Annotated in this window: 5 protein-coding genes; 2 read left to right on the forward strand and 3 right to left on the reverse strand. The window is 56.3% G+C overall.

The annotated features are described in order from the left end of the window. Positions 1 to 18 precede the first annotated feature (18 nt). Both bapA and smpB read right to left on the reverse strand, forming a co-directional pair. Positions 19 to 11,493 carry a biofilm-associated protein BapA gene (gene bapA / locus EOS98_RS05740; RefSeq protein WP_127821148.1) on the reverse strand — a complete coding sequence of 3,825 codons (11,475 nt, stop codon included), beginning with the start codon at positions 11,491 to 11,493 and terminating at the stop codon, positions 19 to 21. Positions 11,494 to 12,107: 614 nt separating this feature from the next. After that, entirely contained in the window at positions 12,108 to 12,590 is a 483-nt protein-coding gene (gene smpB / locus EOS98_RS05745) for an SsrA-binding protein SmpB (protein WP_001518569.1), read from the reverse strand. Between the two features lie 188 nt (positions 12,591 to 12,778). On the opposite strand from smpB, the gene EOS98_RS05750 reads away from it, so the two are divergent. Together EOS98_RS05750 and EOS98_RS05755 are read left to right on the forward strand one after the other, a co-directional pair. After that, positions 12,779 to 13,216: a type II toxin-antitoxin system RatA family toxin gene (locus tag EOS98_RS05750; protein WP_001543334.1), complete on the forward strand. Its 438-nt coding sequence runs from the start codon at positions 12,779 to 12,781 to the stop codon at positions 13,214 to 13,216. After that, complete coding sequence (locus tag EOS98_RS05755) at positions 13,206 to 13,496, forward strand: RnfH family protein (protein WP_001112990.1); 291 nt, start codon at positions 13,206 to 13,208, stop codon at positions 13,494 to 13,496. Before EOS98_RS05750 ends, EOS98_RS05755 begins: the two co-directional genes overlap by 11 nt. 165 nt (positions 13,497 to 13,661) lie before the next feature. Here the strand turns inward: EOS98_RS05755 and bamE are convergent, their stop codons facing one another. Then, positions 13,662 to 14,000: an outer membrane protein assembly factor BamE gene (bamE, locus tag EOS98_RS05760; protein ID WP_001203445.1), complete on the reverse strand. Its 339-nt coding sequence runs from the start codon at positions 13,998 to 14,000 to the stop codon at positions 13,662 to 13,664. Between the last annotated feature and the right edge of the window lie 41 nt (positions 14,001 to 14,041).

Raw genomic sequence — 14,041 nt, forward strand, 5'->3', positions numbered from 1 at the left:
GCGTTCGGGGCTTTTTTATCAACCGCCGGTTATCAGGTGGTTGTTCTGCAAAAGATCATTTAGCGTAAGCTGCACATTCTCCAGAGTGACAAGGTCAGTTGATTTAAACGCGCTGCCGGCGCCGTCGCGATCGACGGATATCATCGTATTGGCGCCGCTGGTATGAACCTGAACAAAGTTACCCAGCGTCGCCGCCTGGTGATCCCATCCCGTCAGCAGTTCGTGGATATCGATCTTGTCGCCCTGCGCGGTAGAGAAGTTTTGCCAGCGATCGGCGCCGTTGCCGCCGGTCGCGTCCGCGCCGTTTAACAGGTGGTAAATCAGCGTATCGCCATAGGCGGAGCCGATGAGAACATCGTTTTGGTTGGTACTGACGATTTGCGGCGCCATATCAATGGTCAATGTGGCGCTATCCGTATGACCCATCTTGTCATCCAGTTGATAGGTAAAGACCTCTTTACTGGTGATGGACGACATCGCGACGCCATTATTCAGGGTGTAGGTGTAAGCGCCATCAAGGTTAATTTGCAATGTGCCGTAATGTCCCTGAATCGTGGCGCTGGTGGTATTCGCCGCGGCGTCCAGCGTGGCGGCGCTGCCGTTATACCCGCTAATGCTCAGGCGGGTATTCACCGTATTAAGCTGATCCATCGCCCCCGCCGCATCGCTGCCATCAAAAATATTGCCGAGAACGGTATGCGTTCCGGACGTTTCAAAATTATCCAGATCGACGGTGGTGCCGATGACGCGTGGCGTGATCGTCGCCGCCCCGGCCAGGGTATTGGTGCCGGTAAAGTTAAGCGTGTACGTTCCGGCATCCAGCTCCAGGCCGCTCAGGTTGACGGTCACCGTCGCGCTGCCCAGCGTGATATTCGCCACCGGAACGGTTCCGTTGCGTATGACGGTCCCGTTCTCCTGAATGGCCCAGCTAATATTCAGATTGCCCAGCGTAATGAGCGTGGAGACATCAAAGACCAGTGACGCGCCTTTAAGTACGGTGCCCGTTGCAACGTCAAAGGTGCCGCTCCCGCTGCCCGATTTGCCGAGTAGCCCCCAACTGGCGCTGCCGACGCTGGAGTCCAGCCAGGCAGCGGTATCCTGAAGCGTGGCGACGCTAAGGGTATCGCTGACATCATTAATCGCATCCAGCGCCCTGGCGGTTGGCGTGATATTGAGCGAGGCCGTATCGGTATCGCCGTTTAGCGCTTTGACCGTATAGATAAAGCTGTCCGGCGTTTTAATGCTGTCGGCGCCGACGCCGTTCTTCAGCGTGTAGGTATAGTTGCCTCTTGCGTCAATGGTGAGCGTGCCATACAGCCCGTTTACCTCCGTCGTGCCGGTCGCCGCAATCGCCACGCCGTTTACTTCAGTGAGGAGGGCGTCCGTAGGGGCGACATCATTGGTCAGTACGTTGCCGGTGGTGTTGGCGGTGATACTGTCAACGGCATAGGTGTGGTCCTGGGAAATCGCCAACGTATAGCCAGTGAGGACGCTAATGCCGCTGGCGGTATTCAGCACGAACAGGTATTCGCCGCCAGGCAACGTCAGGGTCAGCGGCTGGGACTGTCCGGCTAACAACAGGGTGTTAATCCAGCCCTTTTGCACCCGGAACTGCTCATATTGTTGAATGGCATCGTTGAAGCGATAAACGTACAGATCGAACGTGGAAACCAGTGAGACGCCGCCGACGGTTCCCTGTAACGTCATGGTTCGCGTAGCGCCTTCTTCAACGTTAAAGATGATCGGATTAGTCATATCATCAAGCAGATTCGCGTTCAGTACATTACCAAGTCCGACGCTTAATACCGTGACGCCGCTTTGTGTCGAGGGACCGTTGTTGACGTAGCTAACATGAGTATCAAAGACCAGAGAGGCGTTATTGTCTGTCGCTATCACACTGCCCGGTACAGGCGCGGGACCCAAATTAATAACCAGTTGCGCGGCGCTGCTACCGACGCCATTCTGGGTGATGGTGTAGGTGAAGCTCTCTTTATGTCCGTATCCCGCCGTGGGCTTAGTCAGCGTGTAGGTGTAACTGCCATCCTGATTAATGTGCAGCGTGCCGTATTGTCCCTGGATATCCACGCCACCCGCGCCGACCGGCGTACTGACGCCGTTGGCGTTGGTGATGGCGGTGACCGTGGTGCCCGTCGGCGCGGTATCATCAGCCATGACGTTGCCGGTACTGATGGTTGGCCCGCTAATAATACCTGCGCTGGTCTGGTGTACATCGACATCCAGGCTGGTATATGACCCGGTGGCGAGCAGACTGGTGTTATAAGTGAGTACCCGGTACTGGCCTTCGCCCAGGCCGCTCAGGTTCAGGGTAACGCCGCTCCCGGTCAGGGTAAGCAAATTCGCGAAGTCGCCAACGGCGGTGTTGACGATCGTCGTCCAGGCGCCGAGGCTGGTGTCGTAGCGCTGTACCACAATCTCCTGAGTACTGAGCAGCGAAAGCACGATTCCCGTTGCGGCGGCATCGATGGTGACGTCGCCCGTACCACCTTCAGCAATGGTGAACTCAACCTGAGCGGTATCGTTACCCAAAACCGAGGCGACATTGCCAAGCGCGCCAACCAGCAGCAGGCCGTAATCCGAATAGTTTTGCGTGCTGGTGACGGCGGTAGAGGTCAGATCAAGACTGGTGATGTTATCCCTTGCCGCCAGCGGCAGAATCGGCGCGGTAATGCCTAACGTGCCGGAGGCGTTACCCGCAGCGTCAGTGGCCGTCACGTTAATGAGTTGACCTTCAATTTGTTTTGTCGGCAAGGTGAGAGACCATGCGCCGTTGCTGCCGGCGGTGGTGGTGAGCGTCACGCCGCCCGCCAGCGTGACGGTTACGGTGCTGTTTGCCTCTGCCTGTCCGGAAAGTGAACCGCCATCGGCGCTGAGCGTACCTGACGGCGTACCGGGCGCCAGCGTATCGACAATCACTGTCGCGGCGCTGGAGACGCTGCCTGTTCCGTTGGCGTTAGTCGCGGTGGCGGTGAAGGCGTGGCTGCCTTCGGTCAAATTACCTGTCGGGGTAAAGCTCCAGTTTCCGCTGGCGTTCGCCGTGGTGGTGCCGAGCAGCGCCCCGTTGTTATAAATGCTCACCGTGGCGCCCGCCTGAGCGGTACCATTCAATGTGGGTTGGGCGTCATTAGTGACCTGACCGTTGGCGATAGCGCCGGTATAAATACCCACATCATCCACTACGTTGGTGATGATCGGCGCTTCCGGCACGCGCGTATCGGGCGCGGTAAATCCGGCGGCAATGCCAGTGTTGCCTGCTTTATCCTGGGCAAATGCCAGTAGCGGCTGACCATTGGTCTGCGCGGGCGTGAGTGTGGCGGTGAAGCTGCCTGTACCGTCGGCGGTGGCGGTTCCCAGTACCACACCAGTCTCAGAGGTAATCGTCACTGTACTGCCTGCTTCCGCGGTGCCCGTCACCCGATTACCGGTAGCATTGATGACCAGGTTGCCGGGCGCGCCGGGCGCAATGGTATCCACGATAATCGTTATCGATGGCGAAGCGGCGCTAACGTTGCCAGCCGCATCGGCGGCGCTAACGCTATAAGCGTGACTTCCCTGGCTGAGCGCGGCGGTTGGCGTCCAGCTCCAGTTGCCGCTGGCATTGGCGTTCACGGTCGCGACCAGCGCGCCATTATCGAAGATGCTTACCGCGCTGTTGGCTTCCGCGGTACCGTTGAGCGTCGGCTGTGTGTCGTTGGTCGATTGTCCATTGCCAATGGCGCCGGTATTGTTCGGGACATCATCAACGATGCTGGTTATAAGCGGAACCGTTGGCGCAAGGGTATCGACCACGATAGTAAAACCGCTGGTGGCCGGGCTAACGTTGCCTGCCGGGTCGGTGGCGGTCACTGTTAATGTGCGCGTGCCGTCGTTTAACCCTGTCGTTGGCGTGAAGCTCCACGCGCCGCCCGCGTTAGCCGAGGTGACGCCAAGCAGAGTGTTGCCATCATAGATACTGATCACGCTGCCCGCTTCGGCAGTGCCGTTCAGCGTGGGGCGGTTATCATTGGTTATCTGACCATTAGCGAGATTTCCTGTGACCCCGCCCGCGACGTCATCCACCACGGACGTCAGGATTGGCGTTTGCGGCGCGGTGGTATCGACCGTCAGGGTGAAAGCCGTACTGTTCGGGCTGCTGTTTCCTGCGGCATCGGTGGCGACGGCGGTGATGACGTGCGTTCCGCTTGCCAGCGTTGAGGTGGCGACGCTCCACGCGCCGTCAGGCTGAGCCGTTGTCGTGCCAATGACCGTGCCATTTTCATAGAGCGTGATCGTGGCGCCGGCTTCTGCGGTGCCGCTGAAGGTTGGCGTAGGATCGTTGGTATTTTGGCCGTTCGCGATCGTGCCGAGGCCTGGCGCCTGATCGTCACTGACTGATGTGATTACCGGCGTCAGCGGCGGCGTGGTATCGACGACGAAATTAACGCTGTCCGAAACGGGACTGGCGTTGCCTGCGGCATCAACGGCAATGACGGTAATTACATGGTTGCCCGTCGCCAGAGAGGCATCGGGCGTGTAGCGCCAGCTACTGCTATTGTCGGCGGGAATTTCAGCCAGCAGTGTGCCGTTATCGTAGAGACGAATAGTTGTGTTGGCTTCACGGGTGCCGCTAATGACAGGGCGCGCCTCGTCTGTGATCTGTCCTGGACTCAGATTGCCGGTAATGGGGCCCGTACCGTCGTAGACCGTATCAATAACAGGCGCGGCGGGAGCCGTGGTATCAATAGTAAACGAGCGTATTTCGGACGCGGCGCTGGTATTGCCTGCCGCATCGGTCGCTGTCGCCGTCAGGTTCCAGACGCCCGCGCCCAGCGAGGTAGACGGCGTAAAGCTCCAGCTACCGTTGGCCTGAACTTGCGCCGTGCCGACCAGCGCGCTGCCATTATAAATCGAGATGGTTGTACCCGCCTCACCGGTACCCGAGAGTGTTGGTCGGGTTTCGTTCGTCGAGCCGCCGTTGGGGACGATGCCCGTCACCGGCGCCGTATTATCTGCCACGCTGGCGATAACCGGCGCGGCGGGCGGTGTGGCGTCAATCGTCAGCACAAATCCGCTGGACACCGCGCTGCTATTACCCGCCGGATCGGTGGCGCTAAGGGTGAACGTGTGGCTACCGTTTGCAAGCGGCGTCTGCGGCGTGAAACTCCACGTGCCGTCGCTATTCACCGTCGTGGTACCGATGGACGCGGGATTACCGTCAAGATAGACATTAATCGTCGCGCCTGCCTCTCCGCGCCCGTTCAGGGCGGGCGTCGCATCGTTCGTTAGCTGCCCGCTAACCAGGCTGCCGGTAATACCGGGCTGGTCATCCACAACGGAGGTGAGAACCGGGATCGCCGGAGGCGTAATATCGACCACGATCGTCCACGGCGCGGAGACCGCGCTGGTATTGCCCGCCGGATCGGTAGCGCTAACCGTCAGATTATGGCTTCCCTCTGACAAATTGCGGGGCACCGGGAAGGTCCAGCTACCGTTTTCGCCTACCTGAGCCGTGCCAAGCGGCGTACCGTTATCAAAAATGCTGATTGTCGCGCCAGGTTCGCCAGTTCCGTTCAGTATTGGCTGCCGATCGTCGGTGGATTGCCCCGGTAACACCGGGACGGTCGGTTGATTGTTATCGTCAATCACGGACGTGATAACCGGCACATCTGGCGCCTGCGCGTCAATGTTCAGCGTAAAGCCGTCCGAAGGCTGGCCGCTATTGCCGGCGGGATCGGTCGCCACGGCGGTAAAGATGTGTGCGATGCTCTCCAGCGGCGCGTTCGGGGTGAAGCGCCAGTTGCCGCTTTGATCTACCGTGGCGGAACCGATTTCTACGCCGTTATCCAGAATATGGATGGTGGCGCCTGCTTCTCCCGTTCCGTTGAGCGTCGGGCGTGAATCATTGGTGAGCGCGCCGTTATCCAGCGTACCGGTCATGCCGGGGACATCATCCGTTGCGCTGGTAATAACCGGTTGCGCCGGCGCGCTAAGATCGACAGTGATCCCGACCGGTGCGGACAGGCCGCCCGGGCCATTCGCATTGGTTGCCTGGACGGTGAAGTAATGTGTGCTTTCGCTTAATGGCGTCGCGATCTCAAAGATCCAGTTCCCGCTGGCGTCAACGGTGGCAAAGCCTGCCGAATCGCCATCAATGAAAACTTCAACGGTAGAGCCGATATCCGTGGTGCCGCGCAGCGTCGGCGTGGTGTCGTCCGTGGCGCCGCCCGCCGCAATATTCCCCTGTACGCTCCCGACATCATCTTCAATCGCCGTGATGGCCGGGACGGCGGGCAGACCGCTGTCGGAAGCGGGAAAATTCGTAGCCGGGCCGTTATTCCCCGCGCGATCGATAGCAATTGCCGTCAGCGTACCGCCATCGGTTTGCGCCGGACTGAGCGTAACGACGAATTCACCGGTGCCATTAGCGATAGCGCTGCCGACCAGGGTGCCATCGGCATGATGAATTTCAACGGTAGCGTAAGGGTCGGCAAGTCCGGCGACGCGCGTGCCATCGTCGTCCACCGTCTGGATCGTTGGCGCGGGCGGGGCGGTGATATCCACGGTAATGATGATCGGTTGGGTTTGCGCCGTGGTATTTCCAGCGTCGTCAGTCGCGCTGAAGGTTAGCGCATGGCTGACTTCTGACAATTCTGGCGTATTGAATGTCCAGACCCCGTCGGTAACGAGCGCCGTCCCGATTGCCACGCCATTGTCGTAAATCGTGACGGTGCTGCCGTTTTCGCCGCTGCCGTTGATAGTCAGCGTCCGATCGTTAGTAAAGGCGCCATCGGTTAATGGCCCGGTCACTGGCGCAATATCGTCAAGGATCTCATTGACGACGGGCGGCTGCAACGGAACGGTGTCGACGGTGAAGGTAAAGCTGTTCGATACGCCGCTGCTGTTTCCGGCGGCATCGGCGGCAATGGCGGTCAGGGTGTAGACGCCATCCGGCAACGCGCTGGTCACCGCTAGCGTCCAGGTGCCGGTCTCATCGACGGTGACTACGCCTAAAACGCTGCTGCCATTATAGAGCGTAATAATGCTGCCGATGTCGCCAGTGCCGTGAATGACCGGTGTATTGTCGTCAGTGGTTGCGCCGCTGACAATAGTATCCTGGACTTCGCCGACGTTATCTTCGGCAAAAGTGATAACCGGATTGGCGGGCGCAGTGGTGTCTAGCGTAAAAGTGACTGAGGCGGAAGGTGGACTGATATTGCCCGCTATATCGGTTTCCGTGACGGTAATGGTATAGGTTTCTGGCGTCAGTGCCGCAGGCGTAAAGTTCCAGCTACCGTTATCGCCTACCGTTGTGCGACCAATTTCACTGCCATTATTGTAGAGAATTATCGTGCTGCCGATCTCTCCCGTGCCGCTGAAGGTCGGCGTGGTATCGTTCGTTGCGCCATTATTGCCGATGTTGCCGATAACCGGCGCGACGTTATCGCTGATTAGCGGCGCGTCAGGCTGCGCTGGAGGCTGGGTATCAAGGGTAACGGAGAAAACGCCGGAGGTGGGGCTACTATTGCCTGCGGCATCCGTGGCGGTGGCCGTCAGGATGTTTAACCCTTCGCTCAGATTACGGGTTAGCGGATAGGTCCAGCTACCCTGTGGATTGACCTGGACGGTAGCCAGTTCTACGCCGTTATTGTACAGGGTGATGATGGCGCCGGGTTCGCCGGTGCCGCTGAGGGTCGGCATACGCTGATTGGTAATACTGCCGTTTGCCAGTAGCACCTCGCCTTCTCCGCCGGTGATGGCGGCTGACACGATCTGCGGCGCATCCGGCGCCTGGGTATCGATGCGTAGGGTAAAGCTGATGGATTCGGGACTTTCGTTCCCCGCCGGATCGTTGGCGCGAGCGGTCAGAAGGTGGTCGCCGTCGCCCAGCGCGGCAGGCGGCGTAAACTGCCAGCGCCCGTCCGTGCCGACCAGCGCCTGACCTATGGCATTGCCGTTATCGTAAAGGATGATTGTATCGCCTGCGGTGCCGCTACCGCTCAACCGGGGCTGGGATTCCTGGGTAATCTGATTGGTATCAATCGTATTTCCGTCGCCGTCAGTTACGCCGATAACGCCGGGGGCGGCAGGGGCCTGGGTATCAATGGTAATCGTAAAATCGGTCGAAAAAGGCGTGGTGTTGCCGTTACTGTCGCTGGCCGTCACGGTAAAGGTGTAGGTGTCGTCCGCCAGTGGCGAGGCCGTGGTGTAAGCGTAGCTCCAGACGCCGGAATTACCGACGATAATATCCGCTATCCGGGCGCCATTCTGATACAGGTGTACTGTGGAACCCGGTTCACCTGTACCGTTAATCGTTGGCGTGCTGTCGTTAGTGAGCCCCAGATGCGCGACGCTACCGAGAATACCCGGCGCATCATCTGTAATGAAGGTGATTACCGGTTGCTGCGGCGATTGCGTATCGACCACCAGGTCGAATGACGCGGCCGGACTGGCATTGCCTTTAGCGTCGGTTGCGATTACGGTCAGTCGATGCGCGCCTTCACCTAAATTTTGCGACGGCGTAAACGTCCAGGCGCCGTTGGGCTGTAGCGTGGCGAGTCCCAGTGAAACGCCGTTATCAAAGACTTCGACACGCGCGCCGGCCTCCGCCGTACCGCTAAGGGTGGGACGGTTGTCGTTGGTGGTTTGTCCGTTAACCAGCGGCCCGGTGAAGCTTTCAACATCGTCCAGCACCTGAGTGATAATGGGCTTATCCGGAGCGGTGATATCGGGCGCTTGCGCTGTAGTTGGCGGGCTGACGTTGTTGGCGCTGTCGGTGGCGGTGACGGTAACCTGTTCGCCGTTGGTCTGTGCGGGGACGAGGGGAAGGGTAAAATGACCTTCGCCATCTGCTTTGCCGCTGCCAAGCGGCTTGCCGTCCGGCGTGGCGATCGTAATGGCGCTACCCGGTTCGGCGGTGCCGCTAATACTGGCGCCATCCTCACTAATTACCACGTTTTTCGGCATTTCCGGCGCGGTACTGTCCGGCGCGATAACCGTCGCGGCGGCGCTTTCGTTTTTCGCGACATCGGTGGCGGTAGCAATAAGCGCCTGGCCGTTAGTCTGCGCCGTATTCAGCGGAACGATAAATTGTCCGTTGCCGTTAGCGACGGCGCTGCCAAGTACGGTGTTGCTACTGTCGCGGATAGTGACCGTTGCCCCGGCTTCCGCCTGACCGCTTACGGACAGACCGTCGGTCGCCACGATAAGACCGTCCGGTGCCGCAGGCGCAGTTTTATCCGGCGCGTTCAGCGTTTCTACCGGACCGCTATTCGCGGCTTTATCGGTAACGCTAATGCTTAATGTTTCGCCGTTAATTTTCGCCGGGCTAATACCTATTGAGAAGGTGCCGTCGTCGCCTGCCGTTCCACTACCGAGCGTATTTCCAAGGCTGTCTTTGATAACCACAGTACTGCCAGCTTCCGTAGTGCCGGTGAGTCTGTCGCCGACGTCGCTAACCGCCAGGCCTTCCAGCACCGGCGGCTGCGTGTCGATATCAATGGTAAAGGAGACGGACTGCCCGCTGGTGCCGCGATCGTTGGTCGCGGTAGCGGTAAAGACATGGTCGCCATCGGCAAGTGCCAGCGAAGGGGTAAAGCTCCATTTGCCGTCAGCGTCAGCGACAATGGGCGGAAAGGTCGGTACAGGAAAGCCATTATCGTTAATCGATATCGTACTGCCTGGTTCAGCAGTACCGCTGAGGGTTGGGCGGTTATCATCTGTGGCATCGCCATTTTTCAGCAGCCCGGTAACGGCGCCAGCGTCATCCGTCACGGTAAGGATAGTCGGCTGGGCAGGATACTGTGAGTCAGAAGCGGTAAACTCCGTGGCGGGGCCGATGTTACCGACGGCGTCCTGAATACGCGCTTCCAGACGCTCGCCGTGGGTCTGAGCCGGATTCAGCGTGATGCTGAAGTGGTTATTTTCTCCGGTAATCGTGGAGCCCAGGTAATTTCCCGCCGGGTCATAGATCGACACGGTACTGCCAGCTTCAGCGGTGCCGCTAACGGTTGTGCCGTCTTTCGCGACATTATCAATGGTAGCGGCGTCAGGCGGTGTGGTGTCCACAATGATAGTAGGCGTTGTCGTCACGCGACTCGTGTTTCCGGCTTTGTCGCTTTGTTCGACGGTAAAGGTATGTTCGCCATCGCTTAACGGCGTAGTCGGCGTAAAGGTCCAGCGTCCATTTTCGTCTACGGTAGCGCTGCCGATAACGGTTGAACCCTCTTTAATCGTGATGGTATTGCCTGCCTCTCCCTGCCCGGAAAATAGCGGTTTTGCCTCGTCAGTCCGGTCATTATTCTGTAGCGGCCCGGTGAGCAAACCGGTGTTATCGGCAATCAGTTCAACGCGTGGGGCATCGGGGCTGAGTGTGTCGATAGTCAGTGTAAAGCTGGCTGATTCGCTACTTTCGCCTTTAACGTTAGTCGCAATGGCGGTGAAATGATTTTCCCCATCCGCCAGCGCGCTGGTAATGGCAAAACGCCAGCTTCCGCTGCTATCAACCTTTGTTGAGCCTATTTCCTGACCATTGGCGTAAATATGGATGACTGTGCCTGCGCTGCCGGTTCCCTCCAGCGTGGGGGTATTGTCGTTCGTAAACTGGTTATTGCTCAGCGTGCCGGTGAGGGGAGCGGCATCATCGATAGCGGCGGTGATAGCTGGTGTATCGGGGAGAGGTATGTTGGGCGCATCAATGGTTGCGGATGGGCCGGTATTGCCGGCATCGTCAGTCGCGGTCACGGTAAGTTGTTCGCCGCTAAGCTGTGGCGCTGTCAAATCAATACTAAATTTACCGTCGCTATCCGCTTTGCCCTCGCCAACGACGTTACCTGAAGGATCTTTGATGGTAATGGTACTGCCCGCTTCGGCCTCGCCGCTCACCGTTTTTCCGTCCGCTGAAATCAACAACTTGCCGGGAGCGAGAGGCGGGGTAGTATCTACAGGATTACTGCTACCTGGAGTATTGCCGTTAGGGTTACTGCCGCCGGGATTGCTGTTATCAGGGGGATTACCGTCAGGATTGGTGTTATCGGGGGGCGGATTATCGCCATCCGAATGATGGTGGGAATCGCCGCCGCCGGAAGACGCGATAGCGGCAATGCCGCCAGCCGCCACCGCACCAGCCAGTACCCACGGCCAAACGGCGCCGCCTGCTTCATGGGAAGCGCCAGAAGTGACCAGCAGCTCATTAATATCAGCGATTTGTTCAAAATGTAGCCCGGCTTGCGGATTTTCTACCCACCATAACGTGCCATCGTTTTCCGCCAGTACCAGCTGGCTTGCGCCCAGATCGTTGGTAACGTAAAAGTTTTTAATCGTGATCGTTTCGCCGGAATGGAGCGTCACCACCAGATCCTGATTAATGCGCGTAAGTTGACTAATTTCCTCCCGGGCCACTGATAATTTAACAATTGACGGGGCGTTAAGAGTGACCGCTGAGGATTCCACAGTGGTGGAGACGCCAGTCAATTTCGAAACCACGGCGAGTAGACGCATAAATTAGCTCCTGATGGATTTGCTCTGTGTATTAATTAACGGGCACGACGTTCAGGGCAAAATGCGTAGACGAGCCTTCCCGTTCATCGTGAGAGATGAATTTCCGTAGCCATATTCTTTTTTATGAGCGTAGGTGAAGGTCTGGTTTTCTCGCCGAATAACCCTTTGTTTTTTGTGCCTGACTAGTGCTTTCGTATTAGATGATATAGTCAGAAAAAAATCTTTCTGCAAATTAAGATCTATTGATAAAGGTGTTAGTGCGTCTGAAATATAACGGAGTTTGTGTTAAGGAGAGGTGGGGTAGGCTAACAACGCATGATGGTTTTTTATTTATCTTTATGTTTTATAATGAGTTTTAATTTAATCTTCTTTTTCTTTTTTAACATAAAAACAATACCTTTTGTGAAGGTATTCAGCAATATTAAATTTTATAAAAATCATTTGAAGTATTGTGTTATTAGGCTATAAAAATTTTTTAAACAAAGAATATATTCTTGTTGTGGTATTTATTGCTATTGATAAGCGTCAGACACAGAGAATATATTTTCGAGGCATGTATGAGATATGAATATTGACCAGCTTCATACTGAGAAGCTGGTCACAAAAAATGTCTATTATCGGCCTGCATTTTTCATAATGCGTGCTTTATCCAGTTGCCACTCACGTTCTTTAAGATCGGAACGTTTATCATGTTGTTTTTTACCTTTCGCCACGCCGATCTTTACTTTGCACCAGGCATTTTTCCAGTACAGAGAAAGCGCGACGACAGTATAACCTTCACGATTAATACGGCCATACAGCGAATCAAGCTCACGCTGATTTAACAACAGTTTGCGGGTTCGGGTTGGGTCGCATACAACATGTGTCGAGGCGACCGCCATCGGCGTAAAGTTTGCGCCAAACAGCCAGGCCTCGCCATCTTTGAGGATAACGTAACTGTCGCCGATATTGGCTTTTCCTGCGCGCAGAGATTTTACTTCCCAGCCTTGCAGGGCGAGACCAGCCTCGAACTCTTCTTCGATAAAGTATTCGTGCCGGGCGCGCTTATTCAGCGCGATGGTGGCTGAGCCCGGTTTATGTGCTTTTTTCTTCGTCATAAGTGTCGTGAATTCATAGGTAATCTGATATCGAAAACACCCCATTACGTCCTGATGAGGTGCAAAAATCTATCTTAGCATGAGTTGGGCTATGCACGCACAATTAAGGCATGACGGTTGGGGACAGCATTTTTTTTACTCGCTGATAAGTGGTATTATTTACACGATTTATGTTGATGGGAATTGCTATGCCTCAGATTAGTCGGACTGCTTTAGTCCCCTACAGTGCGGAACAGATGTATCAGTTAGTGAATGACGTGCAATCGTATCCCCAGTTTTTGCCTGGGTGTGTTGGCAGTCGTGTCCTGGAGTCATCGCCAGCACAGATGACGGCGGCTGTTGACGTGTCGAAGGCGGGTATCAGCAAGACGTTTACGACGCGTAATCAGCTAACGCGTAACCAGAGCATTCTGATGCATCTGGTGGATGGCCCCTTTAAAAAGCTGATCGGCGGCTGGAAATTTACCCCGCTCAGCCCCGAGGCGTGCCGTATTGAGTTTCAGCTTGATTTTGAGTTTACCAATAAACTCATTGAGCTGGCGTTTGGCCGTGTATTCAAAGAGTTAGCGTCCAACATGGTGCAGGCGTTTACGGTTCGCGCCAAAGAGGTTTACCGTGCCGGATAAACTTGTGGTTGAAGTGGCTTATGCGCTGCCGGAAAAGCAGTATTTGCAGCGCGTAACGCTGGAGGAGGGCGCGACAGTCGAAGAGGCGATTCGCGCTTCCGGCTTGCTGGAATTGCGCACGGATATCGATCTGGCGAAAAATAAAGTAGGTATCTACAGTCGTCCGGTAAAACTCACCGATACGGTGCAGGATGGCGATCGGGTTGAAATTTACCGTCCCTTAATCGCCGATCCAAAAGCATTACGCCGCCAGCGCGCCGAAAAATCGGCTGGCAGATAATTAGCCTCTTTTGCCGGATAACGGTGTGGAAGCCGTACCACACCTGAAGCACAGGTGTGCCTGTAAGCCAGATAAACGTAGCGCCATCAGGCAAATTCGTACCAAATGGCGGGGGAGAGGTTTGCAGGCCTGATGAACGTAACTTCATCAGGCGGTATCACAAAATTACTTCGTCAACGCCGGTTTGTTATCAATATTGGTTAACACGCCGCTGCTGTTAAAGGTGAGCGTCAGAGTCTGCTGCGTCACGTTCTCATGTCCTGGCTGCTGGCGGAAGACATAAAACCAGGTGTTCGTACCAAAAGGATCGGTCATCATCGGCGTGCCTAAAGCATACGCAACCTGTTGTTGCGTCATACCAACACGCACTTTGGCGACATCCGTAGGTGTAAGATAGTTCCCCTGATTGATGTCAGGTCGGTAAACCACTCGCTCCAGAGTGGAACAGCCTGCGGTCAACATCAGGAGTACTGCTGCGGCAGCAGTCAGCGTTTTACAGCGCATAGTGATTGGGTTCCTTTTCGGGCCTGAGCAGTACGTGGCTC

Origin of the sequence: Salmonella sp. SSDFZ69 (genome assembly GCF_004010755.1) — a bacterium.
GTDB lineage: Bacteria > Pseudomonadota > Gammaproteobacteria > Enterobacterales > Enterobacteriaceae > Salmonella > Salmonella enterica.